Below are 24973 nucleotides of genomic sequence, written 5' to 3' on the forward strand. Positions count from 1 at the left end.
CTAGCAACCGTGATACAAAACTACATCAAAATAGCTCGACGCAACCTGCTAATGAATAAGACCTTTTCGGTCATTAATATTGTCGGTTTAGCGATAAGTTTGGCGTCTTTCATTCTGATTGCATTATATGTAACCGATGAATTGCGCTACGATCAACATCATAAATATGCGGATAGAATATATCGGATCAATAGCGATTTGGTTATTGGTGGGACAGACCTTCATCTTGCGACGTCGAGTGATCCTATGGGACCAACATTGAAGGCTGAATATCCGGAAGTGGAAGAATTCGTGCGGTTTTACAATTCCAGCGGCGGGCGGCTCATCAAAAAGAAAGAACAATTTATTCACGAGTCAAAAATAGCATACGCAGATTCGACCTTGTTTCGTGTTTTTACGATCCCATTGGTTGCTGGTGAAACTTCGAATGCGCTTAACAAACCAAACACTGTGGTGATTAGTGAGTCCGTCGCGAAACGTTACTTTGGAACTGTAGATGTTGTTGGCAAATCTATTGAAACCAATAACGCCAAAGAATCACCTTATAAAATTACGGCTGTATTTGAGGATATGCCCCGGACATCGCATTTTCAGTTTGATTTTATCTTCTCGATGCACAATGTTAATTACCCGTGGAACAGCTTTCTCAGCCATAATTTTCACACCTACGTGCTTTTAGCGGATGGTACCAACGTAGCCAGCTTCGATCGTAATTTTGCGCAAGTGATTCAGAAGCATATTTTGCCACAAGCTCGGCAGTTGATGGATATAAACTCTATGGAGGATTTCGAACGCTCGGGAAATAGAATTCATTATTCATTAATGCCCTTACAAGATATCCATTTACATTCCGATCGATATCCCGAATTAGGCGTTAACGGAGATGTGCAGTATGTACGCATCTTTTCTTTTATTGCCATTTTCGTGTTGCTCTTGGCTTATGTCAACTTCATGAATCTTTCAACTGCGCGGTCTGCGACGCGTGCCAAAGAAGTAGGCGTACGCAAAGTGTTGGGATCAAAGAAAAAATGGTTAGTTACCCAGTTTCTCACCGAATCCATGCTGATGGTCTGTCTCGCATTCTTCCTAGCGATTGCTTTAGCAGCTCTATTTTTGAACTACTTCAATTCGATTGCCGGTAAAGAATTAGCATTTACGGATCTATTTAGCCCAAGCTTTCTCTCGTTGCTATTGCTGTTTACCCTTTTAGTCGGTGGGTTGGCCGGGATCTACCCGGCATTGGTTTTATCGCGATTCAAGCCGGTATCGGTATTGAAAGGTAAAATCGATGGCGGTTTTCGACGCAGCAAATTTCGCAGCAGCTTAGTCGTTTTTCAATTCCTCACATCAGTGGTATTGGTAGCTGGAACAATGGTCGTCTACCAACAAATCAACTTTATTCAGAATAAGAAAGTAGGGTTTGATAAAGAGCACGTGCTCGTGGTTAAAGGGACGCAGGCATTGGGCGCAAATGCAGAGTCTTTCCGGCATAGCGTTTCGCAGTTGCAGGATGTACAGTCTTCCAGTTTTGCCAGATTTTTACCCGTAGCAAATTCAGACAGAAACGATAACGCTTTTTCAAAAGACCCGGTGATGAATGAATCCAATTCGTTCAATGCGCAACGATGGGATATTGATTACGACTACATTCCCACATTAGCGATGGAAATTTTGCAGGGAAGGAATTTTTCCCGTGCGTATGGAAGCGACTCGACGGGTATCCTTATCAACGAATCCGCAGCGAAAGTATTGGGATATGCCAACCCGATAGGACAGAAGGTTTATATGCCGTATGATGATGGGCAAAGCATAGCATATACGGTGGTGGGTGTTGTGAAAAATTTTCATTTTGAATCTCTACGGCAACAAGTAGGACCTTTATTGATGCGATTGGGAAATAACCGATCTGCTGCAGCTTTCCGTGTCTCATCAAATAATCTACAGCAGTTTATAGGACAGGTTGAGGAAGAGTGGAAAGCACGATCGCCCGCCTTACCATTTAGTTATCATTTTCTGGACGAATCTTTTGACGCTATGTACAGAGTGGAACAACAAGTTGGGAAATTAGCGATATCCTTCTCTTTCTTGGCAGTTTTTATTGCTTGCCTCGGGTTATTTGGTCTTACAACGTTTATAGTCGAGCAACGCATAAAAGAGATCGGTATTCGCAAAGTGTTGGGGGCTTCCATTTCTGGTATTCTCGTGATGATCTCCAAAGATTTCGTACGGTTGGTGCTCATTGCCATTGTGATTGGGACACCGCTAACATGGTGGGCGATGAACAAGTGGTTGGAAGACTTTGCCTACCGAATTGATATTGAGTGGTGGATGTTCGCAGTTGCAGGCCTTTTAGCTGTAATCATCGCCCTAACTACAGTCAGCTATCAGGCCATTCGCGCAGCGACGGCTAATCCGGTAAATAGTCTGCGGGATGAGTAGTTGAAAGTTAAAAAGTCAAAATTAAAAAGTTAAAAGTAAAAAAGACCGGAGTTGGAAATAATTATCGAATTCTAATGTTTAAATACTATTATCTATAATCTACATACTAAAATCTATGATCTAAGTACTATCATCTAAATACTAGCAACCATGATCAAAAACTATATCAAAATAGCATGGAGAAGCCTTCGGAAAAACAAAGGCTTTACAGCCATCAATATATTGGGCCTATCCATAGGCATGGCAGCAGCCATGCTTGTCTTCCTTTGGGTTAGCAGTGAAGTAAATTTTGACCGGTTTTACGCTAAGACAGATAGACTGTATGCAGTCGGTACCCGCGAACCTTTAGATAAAGAAATATCGGTATTTTTCTCTACACCCAAGCCCTTGGCACCAGTTATAAAAAATGAGTTTCCTGAGGTTAGGAATACAACGCGCATTTCCCGTACTAGTGGTTTTCTATTTACTGTCGATGACAAGAAACTAACCACTAGGGAAGGTGCGTTTGTCGACTCTTCATTTTTAACAATGTTTGGATTGCCTCTCCTATCTGGCAATCCAAAAGATATACTGAAAGATCCGTCCAGTATTGTTTTATCAGAAGAGCTTGCAACAAAACTCTATGGAACGACTGATGTTGTGGGCAAGAGTCTTACCCTAGATCGCAACGAGAATCTGACTGTGGAAGGGGTACTCAAACCAATCCCAAGCAATAGCCGATTTGCAGCTTGCGAATATCTCCTTCCTTGGACATGTATGGAAAAACTTGGATATTCGGATGAAAGTTGGGGAAATAGTTCGGTACTCGCTTTTGTCGAATTGACCGAACATGCGGATGTTGCAGATTTACAGCAAAGTATTCAAAAAATTCTGCAGCGGCATTCTTCAGACCTACGTTCCGAAAGCTTCCTTCAACCGCTGTCCGAGAAATATTTATACAGCACGTTTGAGAATGGAAAAGCGGTCGGCGGTCGCATTGAGATGGTACGTATCTTTATCGTGATTGCCTGTTTTATCTTGCTGATTGCCTGTATAAACTTTATGAACCTAAGCACCGCACAGTCGGAGAAGCGCGCGAAAGAAGTTGGTGTACGCAAAGTTGTTGGTGCACAAAAGATCACGCTAATCGCACAATTTCTTACCGAGTCTTTTCTATTGACGCTCTTTTCCGGCGTATTTGCCGTCCTGTTGCTTCTTTTTGCCTTGCCCTCCTTCAGTGGACTCGTGGGGAGAGAACTTCAAATCAATTTCAACTCTTTGGAACTCTGGTTCGCGTTTGCTGCTTTCATTGTTTTGACTAGCTTTTTAGCAGGGAGCTACCCCGCATTTTTTCTCTCGTCATTTCGTCCGATAAAAGTGTTGAAAGGGAAATTCCATCACATACATGGTAAGTTGAGCGCCCGGAAAATTTTAGTTATTTTCCAATTTGTTATCGCAATCACACTTATCGTCGGCACGCTAGTTATCCGACAACAAATTCAATACGGTCAGGATCGTGAAAGCGGATATCAAAAGGATAATCTTATATACATTTCCGAAAAAGGCGATATACAAAAAAATATTGTACTGATCAAACAGGCACTAATCGATCAACGCATAGCGCTTTCTGTTACCCGAACCATGTCTCCGCTGACCGAGCGTTGGAGCGGATGGAACGGCTTTGACTGGGAAGGTAAAGATCCGAATAGCGTTGTACAGTTCAACAGGCAGACAGCTGATGACAAACTGGTAGAAACCGCCGGGTTCACGCTGATAGAGGGTCGCGACTTCGATCTTAACGCATTCCCAACAGACTCAAACGCTGCCATACTAAATGAGTCTGCGATAAAAGTAATGGGTTTGAAAGATCCTATAGGAAACGAGATCATTGATGCGGGTAACAAATTTCATATTATTGGAGTAATCAAAGACTTCATTCAAGAGTCTCCTTTCGATCCTGTCATGCCCTTAATTTTTGAAGGTGTTAAAGGATTTGGTATGCAAACGCTACACATCAAATTTAATCCAGGCCTTAGTACCAAGGAAGCGCTGGATAAAACAGAGAAAATTTTTAAAACCTTTAATCCTGATTACCCATTTGAATACAATTTTATAGACGATGAATATGCAACAAAGTTCGCAGAATCACAAAAAACCGGCAAACTCGCCACTCTGTTTACCATACTAACCATCTTTATATCCTGTTTAGGGCTTTTCGGCCTCGCTACCTTTATGGCGGAAAACCGTATAAAGGAAATAGGCATTCGCAAAGTATTAGGGGCATCCGTGCTTTCTATAACAAACATGCTATCTGCTGAATTTCTTGCCCTTGTGGCACTGTCCTGTTTGATCGCATTTCCTATCGCATTTTGGGCAATGAGTAATTACCTTGCGACGTACGCTTACAGAACGACTATTGGTTGGAATATTTTTCTTCTTGCCGGCGGAGGTGCCCTTTTAATTTCCGCAGTTACGGTAAGCTATCAATCTATTAAAGCAGCAAGAGCAAATCCTGTAGATAGTCTGCGGGATGAGTAGTTGAAAATTAAAAAGTCAAAATTAAAAGGTAAAAAATTAAGAGTAACAAAGATTGGAGTTGGGTATTAGCATCTAAGTCTAAAATCTACATACTAAGATCTATAATCTAAGTACCAACATCTATGATCCAAGTACTAACATCATTACCGTTAAGTTACTAAAGTCATCGCTGCAAAAACGTTTTTGATAACAGGTAAACTGTTCGTAATCGGACAATTACTGTTCGATTGCGAACGGCAGTTGATTTCGAAACCCCGTTTTTAAAGGATCTGAGGCGGTTTTTGGTTTCGGCAAATTAGTTGCTGATCATTTTTAAGTTGGACTGCGGCATTGGCGGCATTTGATTTATTTGTAGATTTCTTTTGATAGGTGTTAAGGCAAATAGCGGAAAATATTTAACTAGCCTGTTCATCGAACATTTATATGTAAGATATTCACGGCGCTAGATTACAGATTATGTAATGGCCCTTCTTGAAATGCTAGTATTTGAACTTATAACTTATTTGACTTATAAATTTTGAATTTTTAATTGCATTAAAATGCTAAAAAACTATCTGAAAATAGCCTGGCGAAGTATTGCGAAAAACCGCTTCTTTAGTTTGCTGAATGTTTTAGGCTTAGCCGTAAGCTTGGCGGCGGCCGTACTGCTATTGTCTTTTGCACGACAGGAATGGAGCTATAACAAGCAGTTTGCTAAAGAATCGACTATATACCGCGTTTACTTACAAGCGAATGCAGAGTACAACTTTGAAAAGTGGACTAACTTACCCAATGCGGTAGGTCCAACTATGCTGAAAGATATACCTGAAGTAAAATCTTTTGCCCGCTTAGTGAAACTGGACTTTACTGGCTTCGGCTCTATACAGGCGAAGGACGAAACCTATATAGAGAAACAAATATTGCTTACTGACGCTGCCTTCTTTGATATGTTCGACGTTACTTTCTTGGAAGGCAGTCGCCACAGCAGTTTTTCACGTCCGGGAAGTGTTGTGATCTCGGCCACTGAAAAGCAAAAGCTTTTTGGCGATAGCCCGGCTCTCAACCAAATGATTGTTATCAATCAACGAGACACGGTTAACATATCAGGTGTGTTTCAAGATTTCCCAACAAACAGTTCTTTTGATGCGACGATATTCCTAAACATGATGGACTCTTGGATGGGAAAAAACGTGTATTGGTCAAATGCTAGTTATCAAACCTTCTGCCTGCTGGACGAAAAGGCCGTGTCTGCAGATATCGAACAGAAAACCACCGCCTTGATCGATAAATATGTCGAGAAAGACGATCAATACTATACGCAATTCTTTCTACAGCCACTTTCCAAAGTACACCTCTATTCTGCAGATTTAAAAGACAATGTCTTGAAATCTCCGGGGAACATCTCCAGCGTGAAAATGGTCATCCTTTTGGCAGCACTTGTTCTATTAATTGCGTGCATAAATTATATGAACTTGGCCACAGCTCGCTCACAGCGCCATGCGAAGGAGGTCGGGATAAATAAAGTGCTTGGCGCACATCCTCGTCAAATTAAAGTTCGCTTCTATCTAGAAACGAGTTTGATAACATTCTTTTCCATCTGTCTAGGGTTGATTATGGCCTTAGGAATTGCTCCCGTTTTTAATAATTTAGTGGGATCCAGCATTTCTGCAACGCAGCTTTTTAGTCTAGAAAACATTGGCCTTTGTCTTGCGCTATGGCTCATGACAACAGTATTGGGAGGCAGCTACCCGGCGACGTTGATGGCTAGAATTCCTTCGTTATCACTGATGAAAAAGATGACTTCACCAAAACGCGCAATGCCTATTTTTCGGCAGGGGCTTGTACTCTTCCAGTTTACCTGTTCCACCATCCTGATCATCGGCGTTATCATTATTTCGCTACAAATGAAGCATGTTGCCAACAAAGATTTAGGCTACCAACCTAGCAACACCATGATCGTACCAATACGTTCCATTTCGTCCACGGAAAAGTTTAACAGCATCAAGCAGGCTGTGGAAAATTTGGCAAGCACGGTAAGCAGTGCAACTGTGCAGACTTTCCCGGGCTATGGCGAGAGCGGGAAAAATGTATACAATCCTAGCTCACCTAACGCTGGCTTACCAACCTCCAATTCCAGTAGCTATGGTCCGGTCATTCCAACTTTAGGCTTACATTTATTGGCAGGAACCGACTTGCCGCAGCAATTGCATCCAAACGATACCAGCTGCTATGTGCTCATTAACGAAGTCGTTTCATCCTTTCTTGGCTACGCCAATCCAAACGATGCCATTGGAAAAAATATCAGTACCGAAATGAGCAGTCAATCTATTATTACCGGCGTTGTGCGCAACTTTAATTTCAGCAGCCTCAAAGATAATATCGGTGGCTACGTATACTCGCGCATGAATGATCCTTCAGAGGGCTATAGATACTTACTGTTACGGTACAACACCAACAAAAAAGAAGACTACGTGGCGCAAGTTCAAAAAATATTTGAAACACAAATACCGCAAGCCGCATTTGATTATCAATTTTTGGATGACCATATCAAAAGCTTTTATATTACCGAAAACAGAACAAACAATATTATTGCGACCGCCTCCATACTGACGATAGTGGTTGCTTGTATTGGCCTTTTTGGGCTTGCCGCATTCACTGCTGAGCAACGAAAAAAAGAAATCGGCGTGCGCAAGGTGCTTGGGTCAAGTATTTACAAGATTGTAAAATTGCTCTCGTCACACTTTCTCGTATTGACGATCCTTTCATTGGTGATCGCTAGCCCGATAGCATGGTGGATATTTTCTGAATGGCTGCAAAACTTCAATGATAAAATTACTATTCCTTGGTGGTCATTTCTGGCGGCCGGATTATTTTCAATAGGTATCGCCTTACTGACTATCGGCTATCAAGCGTTAAGAGCGGCTAGAGCGAATCCGATCGATAGTTTGAGGGATGAGTGATGGAAAGTAAAAAGTTAAAATTAAAAAGTAAAAAAAGAAGTTAGGTGTGGGTAGTAAAAATCAACGATCTGTAATCTACATACTATTATCTTAATACTAGAAGCATGATCAAAAACTACATAAAAATCGCTTGGCGAAATCTCCTAAAAAATCGGGGCTATTCGTCTATCAATATCCTTGGTCTGGCAATCGGGCTCGCATGTTGTTTACTGATCGTTTTGTACATTCAGGATGAGCTTTCCTTTGATCATTATCACGAGAAGAAGGATCGTATTTACCGTGTTATCCACGATTGGAAGGAAAAAAACGGGGTAGAAACACAGCAGGTATGGGGAAATGCCGCCGTGGGTGCTGCGTTGAAAGCAGATTTTCCGGATGTAGAGAAAATCGTACAATTCTCGGGTCAGGTTTCTATTTTGTTAAAGCATGGCGAAAACGCCTTTCAAGAAGAACGTGTTTTCTATATGGATTCTACAGCCTTCGACGTATTTAGCTGGGAATTTATTGCAGGTGACCCGCAGACCGCATTAAAGGCCCCATACACCGCCGTGTTGACTGAAACAACTGCAAAGAAATACTTCGGAGATAGCAATCCGATTGGACAAACTTTGGAAGGTGGCGTTACTGGCGGAAGAGCTGCTCCCGGAATATACACGGTTACAGGAATCATCAAGGATGTGCCTACAAATTCACATTTCTCCTTCGATGCATTACTTTCAATGAATTCTTTTCGGCAGTCATGGTCGGAGGTGTTCAACCAGTGGGGCTATGTAGACTTCTATACCTACCTCCTACTGCCTGAAGATTACGATATCACAAAACTGAACAAACAGGTTCCCGATTTCATCGAGCGACACCAAGCGTCCCAAGAAGGTAAATACAGCATTCACTTTGAACCACTGCTGGATGCTTATCTAAACTCGAAAGCAAGCAGACAACCCGGAGCAGTGGGAAGCATGCAAAATATTTATATTTTCTCTGTTATCGGCTTTTTCATATTATGCATTGCCTGTGTAAACTTTATGAACCTTGCCACATCACGATCGATGGAACGTGCCAAGGAGGTGGGCGTTAGAAAAGTAGTTGGAGCCAGTCGAAAAAATCTGATCGTTCAATTTATGAGCGAATCTTTGTTGTTGGTTATCTTTTCTAGCATATTGGCGATTACCATCGTGCTTTGTGCGTTACCGTTTATGGAGATATTCGCGGGTAAACGCATTGGGCTTACCAGTTTGTTTGATAGCGTAACCGTCAGTCTTTTTTTAGGAATCGTACTGATTACTGCGTTAGTCGCAGCAAGCTACCCAGCATTTGTTCTGGCTAACTTTAAGCCCGTTAAAATGTTTAAAGGAGCTTCCCAATCTGATGCAGGTGGCGCGTGGCTACGTAAAGGATTGGTTGTATTCCAGTTCGGTCTTTCTATATCTTTAATTGCTGGTACGCTCATTGTCTTCTCTCAATTAAGCCATCTACAGCAAACCGATCTTGGATTTGAGAAAACGCAGATGTTGGTAATTGATTTCAACTATGATGATCAGGTTTTACAAAATCTGGATGCTATTAAGCATACCTTGGCGCAGCAAAAGGACGTCCTGTCCGTTTCTGCCTCACGAAGCATTCCCGGATCTTATTTTCCCGACGCCGGAACGCAAATTGAATTGCCTGATGGAGAAATGAAAATCCTTATTCAAGCTTTATTTGAGGTTGATGCAGATTTTATTTCCAATTTCGGCATTCAAATGGCCGCTGGCCGTCCCTTTTCACGGGAATTTCCGGCAGATACTCTCCATTCATTAGTGGTTAACGAAGCGGCAGCCAAACTTTGGGGTTATTCTGATCCAGAAAAAATTATAGGTAAGCGCTTTGCGCAATGGGGTCGCGAGGGGCAAGTTATCGGTGTTGTGAAGGATTTTAACTATCTATCACTTCACCAAAAGGTAGAACCTCTTACCTTGCGCTTGGAACCGCTAAGTAGCAAGTTTATCACACTGAAAATTCAAAATACAGGAACACTAGAAACCGTTGCGGAGCTACGACATATCTGGAAAAGCATTGCGCCTCATCGCCCTTTTCTTTATAACTTTCTTGATGATAGCTTCAATCGCCAATATGAATCCGACTATCGATTTAGAAGACTATTTTCAGCTTTTTCAGGGTTGGCGCTATTTATTGCCTGTCTTGGTCTTCTCGGACTAGCAACTTATACTGCACAGCAACGTACGAAAGAAATAGGCGTGCGTAAGGTATTGGGCGCATCCACTTTTAGCATTGTGAAATTGCTTTCCGTCGATTTCTTACGCCTTGTCGTCATCGCCCTATTTTTCGCTGTCCCCCTCGCTTGGTGGGCCATGGATCAATGGCTGAATAATTTTGCCTATCACATCGCTATAAAATGGTGGATTTTTGCCATTGCTGGTGCCACATCCTTATTAATCGCCTTGTTTACCGTAAGTGGCCAAGCAATCCGGGCATCGCTAGCTAAACCAGTCAATAGCTTGCGGGATGAGTGATTCAAAGTTAAAAGTCAAAATTAAAAAGTAAATAATTAGAAATTTAGCATAAGTATCGAAGTTTACGATCTAACATCTATAATCTACATACTATTATCTTAATACTAGAAGCATGATCAAAAACTACATAAAAATCGCTTGGCGGTCTTTAATTAAGGCCAAAGCATTGAGCGCCATCCACATCCTCGGATTGGCTGTTGCGATTGCGGCATCAACCCTGCTTTATCTGACTGCTATGTTTGAGCTGTCGTTTGATAATTTCCATAAAGATCAGGAGCGGATAGGATTACTCTACTCCGAAAGCTATCCGCAAGAGGGAGTCAGAAGAAGTGCCACGGTGGCTACTCCATTAGGACCGCTTTTGAAATCATCATTTCCGGAAATACAATATGTTAGCCGGTACATGAACGTAGGCATTATCCTGCGCAATGGCGACAAGCAATTGGAAGCAAACAACAAATACGTTGACCCCGATTTTCTGTCGATTTTTAGTTTTCCTATATTACACGGAAATGTAGCTGCACTGAAAGACTTAAATAATCTGGTGATCGATGAAAATATGGCGACCAACCTTTTCGGTTCGAGCGATGTCGTCGGAAAGCAAGTCGAAGTTTATCAAAATGGAAAATGGGAACCAAAAACCATCACAGCAGTACTTTCAAAGGTGCCCAAAAATTCAAGTTTGTCTTTCAATACCTTACTGCGCTTCGAGCATAAACCAAATTATCTTGCCAACCTCGACAATTGGAGCCATGAAGATCATAACATTTTTATAAAATTAAAATCCGGAACGATAAACGATGCAGCATTTACCCAAAAGGCTAAATCTTTTGTTGACCTCTATTACAAAGATGAGCGTGATATGCGTAAACGTGATGGATGGGGCGTAGACAAGAATGGCGCATATGTATCCCTCCACCTATTACCTTTAGCAAAATATCATCGCAATGATCTCGACATTGGTCATAGCGCTGCTCCACTCTTTCCGTGGATTCTGCTCATGATCGCGGGCCTGATACTATTTATAGCCTGTTCGAACTTTGTCAACCTTTCATTAGCTAATTCTTTCGCACGAAATCGTGAAATAGGAACTAGAAAAACACTTGGTGGAACGATATTACAACTGATTCTGCAATTGTGGACTGAATCTTTTTTATTGTGTCTACTGGCTACATGCATTGGTATCGGGCTTGCCTGGGTATTACTAGCACAATACAACGCCATCATGAATTACAGTTTGTCAATTGCGCAACTTGGCTCAGCAGTTAACCTGATATTCTTTTTACTAACATTCCTGCTGATAACTCTTGTGTCTGGCGGATATCCGGCATGGCGCATCGCCAAAGGAAATATTATACAAACGCTAAAGGGCAAAGCATCGATCAAAAGCAGCAAATTACGCAACAGCTTGACGGTACTGCAATTTTCCATTGCTATCGTCTTGATTCTAGCCACCATTATTATCAGTTTTCAGTTACGTTATATAGCCGACCGACCCCTCGGTTTTGATAAAACGGAAGTCATTAGCATTCCTATTGGCGAAGGCATAGATCATGAAAACGCATTACAGCAGATGCGCGTTGCTTTAGCCGCACAACCCTGGGTGAAAAGTGTCAGCGCATCTGATATGAATCTTGGTCGCGGTCACGATGGAAGCATGTCTACCAGCCGCATGGGCTTTGATTATGAAGGGAAACAGATCTATACCAATTTTATGCGGGTAGACTATGATTACTTAGAAACGCTCGGAATCCAATTGTTTGAAGGTCGGGATTTCGACCGCAGCCACTCTGCCGATACCGCAAGTGTTATCATCAACAAACAAATGGCCGCACAACTTGGCGGAGCAGAAAAGGTTCTGGGAAAAACAATAGAGATAGATGGAAATCCGCAGGTAATCGGGATTATTGATGACTTTAATTTTCAAGATTTACGCCGAAAAGTCGAGCCACTTACCTTATCGATTAATCCAAACATATTCTCTGTTTCTTACCTTTTTGTCCGCGTGAAAACAGATAATCTAAGCGAGAGTATGGAGAAACTGGAAAAAATTTGGAAAACGGTAAACCCAAAAGCAAATATATCAGCATCATACCTAGATGAAAACACACAGAATATGTACCGTGACGAACAACGTTTTGTGCAGATTGTCGTGAGTGGGGCCATCGTTGCGATAGCCATTTCTTGCCTCGGACTCTTTGCCTTGGCTTTATTAATGATCAATAAGCGGATAAAGGAAATCGGCATAAGAAAAGTGCTGGGTTCTTCCGTCACACAAATTGTTGTTTTGCTTTCCAAAGACTTTATCCGACTTATGCTACTGGCATTTGTTCTTGCATGTCCCCTAGCTTGGTGGATGATGAATGCCTGGTTGCAAGGCTTCGCCTACCGAGTCGATATAGAATGGTGGATGTTCGTTGCTGCAGGTTTACTGACTATAGGCATCGCACTGGCCACGATCGCTTGGCAAACACTACGTGCCGCAACCAGCAATCCGGTTGATAGTTTAAGGGATGAGTGATTCGAATTTAAAAGTCAAAATTAAAAAGTAAAAATTAAAAAGAAGAGGTATATGATTGCAAGCTATTCTATTTCGACGCACAATTTGGCGAGACAGGTGTTGGATTCAAGATTAATAGATTGTCGTTTACGGAATAATCTCTTAGCCGGTGGATGAAACTTAAATAAAACATGCTGAAGTGCCTAAAATATAAATTTGTATAATATTGAATTTCAGATTAAGACTTATCAATTTAATTCTCAATTCTGACTTTTAACTTTTTAATTTTTATCGATTTTGATTTTTTTAAAAACAGCTTGGCGCAATATTAGCCGAAATAAGATGCATACCATACTAACTGTCGCTGGCTTGGTAGGCAGCATGGTGTTTGTTTTATTGATTGCAGCCTACATTTGGCAAGCTTATCAAGTCAACAACGATCTACGTCATAAATACCGGCAGTACGTTTTGCAGAGCAATTACAAACAGCCTGGGATTGGCATGGAGCTTACGACGGTGGGTGCGCTTCCAAAAAAATTGAAAGAGCAGTATCCAAATTTGGTAGCAGACTACTACCGGCTGGATGGATTGACTTGTATCGTTGGGAATGGTACGGAGATTCATGAAGAAAATGTCTCGCTGGGCGACCCGTCACTTCTAAAGATGTTCGGTTTTCGACTTTTGGCTGGAGATGTACAAACTGCACTCTCATCGCCTATGGCTGTCGTGATAAACGAAAAAGTAGCGTTAAAATATTTTGGAAAAACTGATGTTATTGGCCGACAGCTGAGCATACGCAATTTTGCGGGTGAGAAACGAGATTTCGAAGTGACGGCGGTGATACAATCTGTAAGTCAAAATTCCGTGATGGAGCTGATGCCCAATATGCGAACTGGTATATTCTTGCCGATAAGTAGTGAGCAGTATTTCGGAAGAAGTATTGATACTTGGGATAATTTATGGGTCGTAGCTTTCCTCGAACTACAAGAAGGTGTCTCTCCGGAACAACTTAGCACACCAATACAAAACTTGCTTAAGCAGCATGCCAGTGAACAAATTGCAGAAAATCTAAATCCTAATCTACAACAATTGACAACATATTACCTTGATGATAATAAAGGGGCTATCCGAAAACTCATTACGATCCTAAGTTATACGGCACTTTTCCTGACCGTTATGGCCACGATCAACTTCATCAACCTCAGCTTGAGTAAAAGTCTCACCCGGCTAAAAGAAATTGGCGTACGCAAAATTATGGGGAGCAGCAGAAGTAGCCTTATTTTTCAACTCATCATAGAATATAACATGGTTGTCGTCATCGCAGCAGTGCTTGCCTTGGCAGCCTACCCGTTGCTATTGCCTGTCTTTTCTGCCGTTATAATGAAAGATCTGCCCTCCTTAACCGAATTACCGCTTTCGTTTTTTATTGGCTTTGCTGCCGTCACACTAGCCTTGGGGCTGTTCGCTGGGCTTTATCCCGCTATAAAGCTTTCTAATGCCGTCGTCACCAACGCTGTTAAAAATCAATTCATCGATCTTGGCCATAAAAATATCATCCGACGCACTTTGCTGTTCCTACAGTTTGCCGTTGCGCTGATTGTTCTTATTTCATCAGTCATTATCACCAAGCAGGTTGATGTATTTATTGCGGGCAACTTGGGCTACAATAAAGATTATCTGCTTACAGCACAGGTGCCTCGCGACTGGACGGAAAAGGGTCTAAACCGCATAGAACTCGTGCGACAGGAGCTCAAGCTCCTACCTCAAGTTGAGGAGATCAGCCTCTCCTATGGCGTACCTAGTTCTTTTGGCGATGGTGTACGAACGATCCAGAATCTCATAAATAGTAAAGAAACCGATGCGTTGCTTATCACATCGGATTCCTTTTTCGCCTCAGCCTATCAAATACCAATGCTTGCTGGTCATTTTTTCGGGGCGGAAAACGATCCCAACATATCCTCAAAAGTAGTCATCAATCGTAAAGCAGCTTTGGATCTTGGATATGCTAGACCGGAAGATGCTATCGGCCAGCAAATCGGGCTTTTTGATAATAGTTTTTCTGGAACGGTAGCAGGGGTTACCGAGAACTTTTACGCCAATTCTATGCATACATCATCTCCTGCCGTTATTTGGTATCCCATAAAAGCGAGCAATCAATATCGCTTCCTGTCCATTCGTTTAAAGGCGGGTTCCTTGTCAGCGGGCGTTACTGCAGTGGAACGTAGCTGGCATAAGCTTATGCCCGACGCACCGTTTGATTATACATTTATGGATGACACGCTGCGAAAGATGTACACTACCGAAGTGCAGCTTAAACGTGCGGCGCAAACAGCAACAATTATTTCAATATTCATCGTTGTTCTAGGCGTTGTTGGACTTACCTCGCTTTCTATAAATTTGCGCTTGAAAGAAATCGGCATTCGTAAGGTTTTGGGGTCAAGCGCCCGAAACATGGTGTTGCTGTTCAGTAAGGAATTTTTTATTGTTTTTGCAGTAGCTTTATGTGTTAGTATTCCTTTGACGTATTTCCTCATGCAGCAGTGGGTGATGAACTTTGCCGTTAAAGTTGAATTGCAGCCCTTCCTTTTTATTATTCCGGTTATCGGATTATCGGCTGTTTTGCTTGCGTTCATTGCCGGGCTAGTTTTTCGGGCAAACAAAGATAACCTAATAAAAAGTCTCCGTAGCGAATGATTCCGTATCCGTGTTTATGGTTCGAACTCCTTTTTTAATGGAGCAATAGATAGGGTATTTGCCCAGAGCGACTTACCCCAACCCCGTACTGAGCGAAGGATTGTAAACCGATAATGCGATAGGATGATTTGGTGAATGGCATCTCCCCCGCGCAAATCAGAACAACATAAGCAGCAACTATTTGCGCAATAAACAGACATAATTTAAATTAAAGATAATTTGCAAACAAAAACAAAGCATCTTATATTTGAAGGAGGACACAATAACAACGACATGAAATTGCTAATCAAATTAACACGAATTTGTAGCGCTCCAGGCTAAAGCGCAAGCTTATAATTTGTCGCCTATCATCTTATAGCATCGAAAACCGCATTTTTCTTAGTATAAACCACCATAGTCTATAGGAAACTATACGTCAATGAGTATCTATTATATACGTTTTTTCGGAATTATCATGATAAATAAGGTTCGTCAAAGACAAAACATAATTTCCCATTTTAATATGCTTCAACATGGTGAGGAAAGGGGATTGAGCTTCTTTTACAAAAGATTTTTCTCTGCGCTTTTGAAGCGTACTACCAATAGTCTACCTGATAAATGCGCTGCAGAGAGTATCGTACAGGAAGCTTTTTTACGGCTATGGATTTTTCGACAAAAAATCGCCCATGCCGATGACATTTTACCGTTCCTTCAAGCACAGGTAAGCGCAGCCATCAAATCTTTCTATTGCATAACACAAAACAGATTCCATCGCAGCCTCCTACGTCTCGATGATTCTGGCCATTACAAGGAACTCCTTCAATGCTACGATTTAGAGGAGGACAATGTTACCAACATCGAATACAGCGAACAGCTGGCGAAACAAAATATGGAGAAAGTAATGGCGCTCCTGCCCCACCTACCAAAAGAACAGCAACTCATCATAGGTTTTTGTTTGAAATATAGTTTTAATTACGAGCGAATAGCCTACTATTTGGGCGGAATATCTGACTACGAGGTCTGCTTAAAGATTGAGAAAACTATTGAATTGCTAAAAACAATTCTCAATAATGATTCAAAAATAGCCACTGTAAACAAAATGCAGCATATCGCTACGCAAGGGCTGTTCGACGAAACGCAAGCGGAAATCTTCCGAATGCGTTATGAACTACAGCTTTCATTTGAAGAGATATCTATCGCATTAAAGATGAATGCTGCAGTTGTAAAAAAGCTCTTTGTCAATGCGCATGCGCAGATCAAAAAATCTAAACAAACAGCTTGACGGCAAAAAATCGTAATTCATAACTACGTCGCGCACCGAAGCCTCTTTATAAAACAGGTGATTTGCTAACCCCACCTATTACGGTTATGTTTCACAAGTTTTTCTTCCCATCTCATGTGTTCACTGGCGAACGACAGCTGTCCGATATCGAACAAAATAAGTACACACATAAATCACAAAGTTTTAATACACAGACAATTACAAATATGGCGTAGATGTTGTAATTCTTTATTTTGTTAAGTAACCAACTAAATATGAAAAATATAATATTTGCAGGATTTATTCTTTTAGCCCTTGTCAGCTACACAAGCGCCCAAACCGTTAATAACAAAACAATCACGTGGGAAGCCAGTGACGACAACGGTAAAACGAAATTAATCGTAAAGGGTGAAGTAAGCATAAGTGATGACGATGAACGTATCGTCTCGATAGCTAAAAACGGTGCTATAAACTACGAACAAAAGTCGAATAAACTACAAGTTACAGCGGGTAATAATGGCAAATTGATCTATCGTATTAACAAAAGAGAAAAGGCGGTACTCGATGCAGACGACAAGAAGCTGTTGCAAAGCGCGATTCACATGATGATCAGCCGGGGTATTAATGCCGAAGCACGTACCAAACGGCTGTACGCGAAAAGTGGACGCGATGGTGTGCTTCAGGAACTACCGAAGTTACAGGGCGACTATGCTCGTCAGAAATATCTCTCTGCACTACTTTCATTGGGAATGAGCACACCCGAGATGACCGATGTACTTACCAACATTGGGCAATATCTTACAAGTGACTATTACAACGCAGAACTCCTCACTAATGTTATGACAATATATTTATTAGATAAGGCCACATCAAAGGCCTATCTCAACATCGTTCGTGATATGAAATCGGATTATTACCAATATAGCATCTTACAAAAGATGATGAATAACAAATTGAATAGCGAACAGATGGTAGAAGTTGTTGACATTGTGAAAACGATGAAATCAGATTATTACCAATCGGAAGTATACAAGAATCTACTTAAACGGGCAGCGTTTGGGGAAACGGCTTTTAATGAGACCTTAGATTTAGTTTTCTCCATGAAGAGCGATTATTACAAAACAGAAATCATCAAAAACCTTTTAAAACGGCAATTGACAGAGGCAGATTGGACAAAATTAATAAGCTACGCAGACAAAGTCGATTCCGATTACTACCAATGTGAGCTGATATTAAACATTGCTGACAAAATGCCAAAAAACGATGGATTAAAAAGGGGACTTTTGGAAGCTGCTAAAGCCATAAAATCTGAATATTATTATGGAAAAGTAATGCGTAAAATTGCGGTTTCTTAATGTAATCCAAAAGGATGATGACCAAGTTTTAATAAGTCCACATTAGCAATAAAACGGGCTATAAAAAAGGAATGGCGTAACTAAATAACTAAACTCACTATAATAAAGTTAATACGTAGATTAGAGCATGATAAAACTAGAAAGCATTTTTAAATGGTATAATGTAGGGGGCGCACGTTCCTTCATTTTAAAAGATATTAACCTAGAAATCCAACAGGGCGATTTCGTATCGATCATGGGGCCTTCCGGTTCTGGAAAATCTACCTTGCTGAATGTTATCGGTTTACTCGATGAACCGAACGAAGGAAAATACTACTTTTTAGATGAAGATGTACTGACCATGAAACCCAAAAAGCGAACAGCACTTTTTCAATCACATATGGGCTACGTTTTTCAATCGTATCATTTGATTGATGAATTGACGGTCTATGAAAATATTGAAACGCCACTGATCTATAAAGATCTTTCGAGCAAAGAACGCAAAGCAATTGTCGGTGATATGCTCGATCGCTTCGGCATCGTTGGTAAAAAAGACCTTTTCCCCGCTCAGCTCTCTGGCGGTCAGCAGCAAATTGTTGGCATAGCAAGAGCACTTGCGGCTTCGCCAAAACTGTTACTTGCGGATGAACCTACGGGCAACCTAAATTCCAAACAGGGCGAGGAGATTGTGCAGCTCTTTAAACAGCTTAACGATGATGGCGTGACGATAATCCAAGTTACCCATTCCGAGAAAAATGCGGAATATGGGAAAAGGATCATCAACTTACTTGATGGGCAGTTAAAGCTTGACTAAAGGCCGAAATAAATAGCTTTTTTCTCATCAGCCCCTGCTACACCGTCCCATCGTGGTAGGGGCTGCTTTGTGCCTACAGATATAAAAACTGAATGCGCTCATGTATCTTCACCTCTCAAATCTGCCGCTTTTCTTTCCATTACTATGAAAATTTAGTAAATTCGTTAAGATGAAGGAACATGAATTAAAGGCACTGATATCTTTATTGGATGATCCGGATGTGGACATCTATAGAGAACTGGAGGATAAACTCATCACTTGTGGCCCAGAGGTCATCCCTATTTTGGAACAATCTTGGGAAGAATCCTTCGATGTGCTATTGCAAAGTCGGGTTGAACAAATAATACATAAAATCCAGTTCAATGAGGTGCAAAATGATCTGCAACTTTGGACAATGAGTAATCAGGAGGATTTGCTGGAAGGCCTTTTGATTGTTAACCGCTATCAATATCCAAACCTCGGCGAAGAGGAAGTTTACACGAAGCTAGCCGAGTTAAAACGAAGTGTCTGGTATCATTTAATATATGATATGAGCCCACTCGAAAAAATAAAACTACTGAATAATATTATGTTTCGAGAATTTGGGCTATCGGGCAACACCTCGGATTACCATGCACCGCAAAATTCCTTCATAAATAAGGTGCTCGAAACCAAAAAAGGGAACCCCATCTCTCTAGCATGCATCTATAGCATTGTTGCGCAGCGGCTAGATATCCCTATTTATGGGGTGAATTTACCGAAACACTTTGTATTAGCCTACATGAATGAAGATAATCCGGAAGAGGTTTTATTTTATATAAACGTCTTCAATCGTGGCCAGGTGATGCGAGAAGATGATATTCGCTCATTTTTAAAACAACTGAACTTGCCGGCCAGCGAAGATTATATAAAGCCCTGCGACAACGTAGCGATCATCAAACGGGTGCTTCGTAACCTAATAGCAGCGTATGACCACGTTGCCAACATAGAGAAGCGAGAAGAAATACAGCTATTGCTGGACCTCATCGAACGTAAGTAACTGATTATTGCTGTGCACGCACATCGATCGCCAAGCCTACAGGTATTTGGTTGCCTGTAGAAAGTGTCTGATTGGGTGCTACGTTACCATCGTCACTAATGGAAAATCGCGATATGACTCTAGATCCTCGGTCTGCTACATACATATAGGTTCCCGTTTCTCGAGGATCAATCACCACCTCCACTGGCTGCGTCAGTCCCGTTGCCTCACCTGTAATAATACGAGTAGGCCTAATCATAGTTCCTGTAACACTATTTATGATTTCTGAGAAGTTTTCAAACACAAGTATGCGCCCAGAACTCGCGGCACCGTCATTAGAAAAATCCGCAATTGCCAACACATTTTTCACGGTGTCGTAACACAATCCACGTAAGTTCTGCGCACCTTCAATAGGCAGCGTGCGTGCATTCGACCTTAAATCTGCAATAGAGTCTGTAGGCCTAACATCGACTGTGGTAATATTATCAAAAACGCAAAGTCCGCCCCCCGCTCCCAATCTAGATACAAGTAATTTATTATTTGCATAAGCTGCACCCCACATTTGGTAACCTTGCGTTTGCAATTTTTTTACTGGGGGAGCAAACCCCGTTCTACTTCTGGGGCTATCCATCACATATACGCCTGCATTCGCACCACTCCCATTTACGATAAAAAGACGGTTACTTAATTCGTGATATGCCATACCACGAACGCTGTTGAAAAGCCGGTTACCCATTCGACCAACATTTTTCAACACCCCGGTACTTCGGCCAACATTCAAGATGTAAGCAGACGTATCATTCACACCGTTCAGATTTGCACTAGCCTGAAAAAGCGTTTCCAAAGTAAACTGATAAAAAATAGGCCCCCCACCTTGGGCATTGGACACATGCGCTTGCGAAAAGCGAAATATCGATGTTGAGTCGGCAGGATAAATCGTCCGGACATTGCTGTCTGGAACGGTATTGGAAGAACCAAAGCCTTCAAAAGATACGTAGAGCCTGGAAAACCTACGCATTTGTAAGTCTGGCTCAGCATCATTGCGCTCGCAGGAAAAAAAGCCTACAACAGCTGTTAGGATAATAAATATATATTGGAAAAGACGCTTTTTTATCATACCGCAATGACTTTGAATGTTACAAAAATATAAAAATAAACGCTAGCTACGTGGTTTCATGATGATAAGGCACGTTAAGTTTTGTAAAATCTTTTGGTTTTGCGTAAAATTGCAACATTAATATATGGACATATGAGCAACAAGGAACTGGTACGTGAAAAATTGAGTTTGCCTAATGAAGGTAAAAAGCTCTTATTGCACTCTTGCTGCGCTCCCTGTGCCGGCGAAGTGATGGAGGCGCTAATTGCTTCGGATATTAACTTCACCATCTACTTCTATAATCCCAACATACATCCGCGTAAGGAGTATGATTTACGGAAAGAAGAGAATATTCGTTTTGCAGAGAAGCATGGCATCCCTTTTATTGATGCGGATTATGATGTAGATCATTGGTTTGACTTAGCTAAGGGTATGGAGCAAGAGCCTGAACGAGGCATTCGCTGCACCATGTGCTTTGATATGCGGTTTGAAAAGACGGCAGACTATGCGGCCGAACATGGATTTGATGTTATCTCCAGCTCGCTGGGCATCTCACGGTGGAAAAACATGGAGCAAATTAACGATTGTGGACTCCGTGCTGCCTCAAGACACCCAGGAATGGACTACTGGACGTTCAACTGGCGTAAGAAAGGTGGGTCGGCACGTATGCTTGAAATTAGCAAAAAGGAGCAGTTTTACATGCAAGAATATTGTGGATGTGCCTACTCCCTTCGTGATACGAATAAATGGCGAATGGCTAACGGTAGAGATAAAATCGAACTAGGGAAATATTATTATGGCGAAGATCCGCAATAATTTTCCAAAAAAGTTTCCTTTGTAACGAAATATTAATTAATTTTGCAGGCTCAAATGCAGATTGTGAAGTATCTAAAACAATACAGAATTCCATTTTCAGGCTTAGTTGCCGGAAAGCACAAGTTTGACTTTGAGATAGACAATAAGTTCTTTGACTGTTACGAACACAGTATCGTAAAAAAAGGGCAGTTGAAAGCCGATGTGGAATTGACCAAGCAGGAAAATATGCTTGTTGTGAACTTTCATATCTACGGCACAATTCAATTGAACTGTGATGTTTGCTTATCCGAATTTGAGGCACCTCAGGATTTCCAAGAACGGGCCTTGGTAAAATTCACGGAAGAGAGTTGGGAAAACAGCACGGAGGAAGTAATCGTTCTGGCGAAAACCGACTACGAGCTAGATATTGCCGAGCTGCTCTACGAATATATCAATGTTCGGGTGCCGTATTACAGCAAGTGCACTGAGCAAGGTGTGAACCTGAGCTGCGACCCAGAGATGTTAGCAAAGATAGGTACTGACACAACAGAACAAGACGAAGACAGTAACGAAGAAGAAAAGATAGACCCACGTTGGGATATATTAAAGAATATTAAAAATAACTAAAACAGAAATACGAGATGGCACATCCAAAGCGTAAAACTTCCAAATCCAGAAGAGACAAGAGAAGAACACATTATAAGGCTGAAAGACCTACTTTAACAGTATGCAAAGAAACAGGAGCTGTACACACTCCACACCGTGCATATACAGTTGATGGCAATTTGTACTACAACGGTAAGTTAATTATTGAAAACACCGCTGCTGTCTAACGACGTCATTCAAGAAATTAAACATCCCAAATAGGTGTAAAATTCAATTTTTATACTTTAATTTGGGATGTTTTTGCGTATTATTGATTTAAAATAATAACGGATGAAGATTGGTTTAGACGTTTTAGGAGGCGATTATGCCCCCGACTCTACGATAACTGGTGCAATCGAGGCCCAGAAAATATTGCAAGATGATCAACGTCTTGTGCTCTTCGGTGATCACGATGATACCGTCGAGCGATTAAAGCAAGCTGGAGCAGATCCAGATAATTTTGATTTTATCCACGCTCCTGATGTGATAGGCATGCATGAGCATCCTACCAAGGCGATTAGCCAAAAACCAAACTCCAGTATTGCCAAAGGTTTTGAATTCTTAAAAGACGGAAAGATCGATTCATTTTCTTCTGCCGGGAATACCGGTGCGATGCTAGTGGGATCTATGTTTAGCGTAAAAACAATTCCTGGTGTTTTAAGGCCTGCCATTGCGACAAACGTCCCCAAGATAAAAAGTGGTTATGGTATCCTACTGGATGTTGGTGCTAACGCCGACTGTAAACCCGAAATGCTTAACCAGTTCGCTTTGTTGGGAAGTTTATACGCCCAACATGTATATGGCTTAAACAACCCAAAAGTAGGCTTACTAAACATTGGAGAAGAAGAGGAAAAAGGAAATAACTTAACAATATCAACCTATCCTTTATTGAAGGAAAATTCCAGCATTAATTTTATTGGAAATACGGAAGGCCGCGATCTATTTACGGATCTGGCAGACGTATACGTGTGTGATGGCTTCACCGGGAACGTAGTCTTGAAACTTGCGGAATCTTTTTACGTAGTAACCCTGAAAAAGGGGATGAAGGATGATTTTTTTGATAGGTTCAACTATGAAAGGTATGGGGGAAGTCCCATATTAGGTGTAAATGCCCCCGTTATAATCGGTCACGGAATCTCTACTCCTGAAGCTATCAAAAACATGGTTTTACTTTCAAGAGACATGATTGAGTCTAATTTTATAGACATAATCAAGTCTGCTTTCAACTAATTTTATATGTCTAAAATATATGCTGCTATTACTGCAGTAAACGGTTATGTGCCAGACTATATTTTGAGTAATAAAGAGCTCGAAAAGATGGTTGACACAAACGACGAGTGGATTGTTTCCCGAACAGGAATCAAAGAAAGAAGAATCCTAAAAGGAGATGGAAAGGCCACTTCTGATCTTGCAGTACCTGCTGTAGAGGGATTGCTAAAAAAAAGAGGGATTACCGCAGATGATATCGAACTAATCATTTTCTGTACCAGCACTCCCGATATGTTATTTCCGGCAACAGCAAATATTCTTGCCGAAAAGATAGGGGCGAAAAAAGCATGGGGATATGATTTGCAAGCTGCTTGCTCGGGCTTTCTATTCGGATTGACTACCGGGGCGCAATTCATTGAATCAGGGAAACACAAAAAGGTGCTTGTAGTAGGCGCTGATAAAATGTCTTCTGTAGTAAACTATGAAGACCGTAATACCTGCATCCTTTTTGGAGATGGCTGTGGATGCGTTTTGCTAGAGCCCAATGAAGAAGGTAACGGACTTATCGATGCGGTGTTGAAAACCGATGGGGCTGGTGGCCCTTTCCTCAATATAAAAGGTGGAGGCTCTTTAAATCCAGCTACACATGAGACTGTGGAAGCGGGGCTGCACTATGCCTATCAGGAAGGTCGTACTGTGTTCAAATTTGCTGTCACGAATATGGCCGATGTAGCCGTTGAAGTTATGGAGAGAAACAACCTTTCCTCGGATGACATCAGTTACCTTGTTCCGCACCAAGCAAACAAGCGCATCATTGATGCTACCGCGGAACGGGCAGGACTGCCAGAAGAAAAAGTTATGGTAAATATTCACAAGTATGGCAACACAACAAGTGGCACTATACCCCTATGCCTATGGGAGTGGGAAGATAAATTGAAAAAAGGAGACAATTTAATCCTTGCTGCTTTCGGGGGTGGTTTCACCTGGGGGTCGATATACCTGAAGTGGGCCTACACGAAATCATAATATTTATTTAACTTTAAAAATTAATAGAAGAGAAATTTATACATAAAACCTACTAGAGATATGAGTATGGATATTAAACAAATTCAAGATCTGATCAAATTCGTTTCAAAATCAGGCGTGAATGAAGTCGCTATTGAAGAAAAAGACTTTAAAATTACGATAAAGACAAATCAGGAGCCTACATATGTCACCGCTTCTGTGCCTAACCCAGCAGCATT

General features: G+C 41.4%; 16 protein-coding genes and 1 pseudogene. 16 read left to right on the forward strand and 1 reads right to left on the reverse strand.

Features of this window, described 5'->3' with window-relative positions; translation table 11 throughout:
- The first annotated feature begins 51 nt into the window (after positions 1-51).
- The 10 genes from DI53_RS04030 (at position 52) to DI53_RS04075 (ending at position 20005) form a co-directional block, all read left to right on the forward strand.
- Entirely contained in the window at positions 52-2439 is a 2388-nt protein-coding gene (locus tag DI53_RS04030) for an ABC transporter permease (RefSeq protein ID WP_206537984.1), read from the forward strand.
- Positions 2440-2589: 150 nt separating this feature from the next.
- Positions 2590-4956, forward strand: coding sequence for an ABC transporter permease (locus tag DI53_RS04035; protein WP_037495667.1), 2367 nt, complete (start codon positions 2590-2592; stop codon positions 4954-4956).
- A 539-nt stretch (positions 4957-5495) separates the two neighbouring features.
- Positions 5496-7895, forward strand: a complete 2400-nt coding sequence (locus tag DI53_RS04040) for an ABC transporter permease (protein WP_037495669.1) — start codon at positions 5496-5498, stop codon at positions 7893-7895.
- A 104-nt stretch (positions 7896-7999) separates the two neighbouring features.
- Positions 8000-10405, forward strand: a complete 2406-nt coding sequence (locus DI53_RS04045; RefSeq protein WP_037495672.1) for an ABC transporter permease — start codon at positions 8000-8002, stop codon at positions 10403-10405.
- A 112-nt stretch (positions 10406-10517) separates the two neighbouring features.
- On the forward strand, positions 10518-12926 hold the full coding sequence (locus DI53_RS04050; RefSeq protein ID WP_037495674.1) for an ABC transporter permease: 2409 nt from the start codon (positions 10518-10520) through the stop codon (positions 12924-12926).
- Between the two features lie 321 nt (positions 12927-13247).
- Entirely contained in the window at positions 13248-15599 is a 2352-nt protein-coding gene (locus DI53_RS04055; RefSeq protein WP_052072049.1) for an ABC transporter permease, read from the forward strand.
- Between the two features lie 418 nt (positions 15600-16017).
- Positions 16018-16860, forward strand: coding sequence for an RNA polymerase sigma factor (locus DI53_RS04060; RefSeq protein WP_037495678.1), 843 nt, complete (start codon positions 16018-16020; stop codon positions 16858-16860).
- 254 nt (positions 16861-17114) lie between these two features.
- Positions 17115-18194: a hypothetical protein gene (locus DI53_RS04065; protein ID WP_037495680.1), complete on the forward strand. Its 1080-nt coding sequence runs from the start codon at positions 17115-17117 to the stop codon at positions 18192-18194.
- A 127-nt stretch (positions 18195-18321) separates the two neighbouring features.
- Positions 18322-18987 (forward strand): ABC transporter ATP-binding protein, encoded by a 666-nt coding sequence (locus DI53_RS04070; RefSeq protein WP_037495682.1) that lies wholly within the window; start codon positions 18322-18324, stop codon positions 18985-18987.
- 169 nt (positions 18988-19156) lie between these two features.
- The gene (locus tag DI53_RS04075; protein ID WP_037495684.1) at positions 19157-20005 is read left to right on the forward strand and encodes a transglutaminase-like domain-containing protein; all 849 of its coding nucleotides are present in this window, start codon (positions 19157-19159) and stop codon (positions 20003-20005) included.
- A 4-nt stretch (positions 20006-20009) separates the two neighbouring features.
- Here DI53_RS04075 and DI53_RS04080 read toward each other — a convergent pair whose 3' ends face one another.
- The gene (locus DI53_RS04080) at positions 20010-21101 is read right to left on the reverse strand and encodes a lactonase family protein (RefSeq protein WP_037495686.1); all 1092 of its coding nucleotides are present in this window, start codon (positions 21099-21101) and stop codon (positions 20010-20012) included.
- Positions 21102-21233: 132 nt separating this feature from the next.
- Between DI53_RS04080 and DI53_RS04085 the strand changes: the two genes are divergently transcribed.
- The 6 genes and pseudogenes from DI53_RS04085 to DI53_RS20600 all read left to right on the forward strand — a co-directional run.
- Complete coding sequence (locus DI53_RS04085) at positions 21234-21896, forward strand: epoxyqueuosine reductase QueH (RefSeq protein ID WP_037495688.1); 663 nt, start codon at positions 21234-21236, stop codon at positions 21894-21896.
- 54 nt (positions 21897-21950) lie between these two features.
- Positions 21951-22502, forward strand: coding sequence for a YceD family protein (locus tag DI53_RS04090; RefSeq protein ID WP_241462368.1), 552 nt, complete (start codon positions 21951-21953; stop codon positions 22500-22502).
- A gap of 14 nt (positions 22503-22516) precedes the next feature.
- Entirely contained in the window at positions 22517-22708 is a 192-nt protein-coding gene (gene rpmF / locus DI53_RS19820; protein WP_071790457.1) for a 50S ribosomal protein L32, read from the forward strand.
- Positions 22709-22811: 103 nt separating this feature from the next.
- Positions 22812-23750 (forward strand): phosphate acyltransferase PlsX, encoded by a 939-nt coding sequence (plsX, locus tag DI53_RS04095; RefSeq protein WP_037495690.1) that lies wholly within the window; start codon positions 22812-22814, stop codon positions 23748-23750.
- 6 nt (positions 23751-23756) lie between these two features.
- On the forward strand, positions 23757-24755 hold the full coding sequence (locus DI53_RS04100; RefSeq protein WP_037495692.1) for a beta-ketoacyl-ACP synthase III: 999 nt from the start codon (positions 23757-23759) through the stop codon (positions 24753-24755).
- A 60-nt stretch (positions 24756-24815) separates the two neighbouring features.
- A pseudogene (locus DI53_RS20600) lies at positions 24816-24973 on the forward strand (acetyl-CoA carboxylase biotin carboxyl carrier protein); the annotation flags it as partial.

This window comes from Sphingobacterium deserti, assembly GCF_000757725.1.
GTDB lineage: Bacteria > Bacteroidota > Bacteroidia > Sphingobacteriales > Sphingobacteriaceae > Sphingobacterium > Sphingobacterium deserti.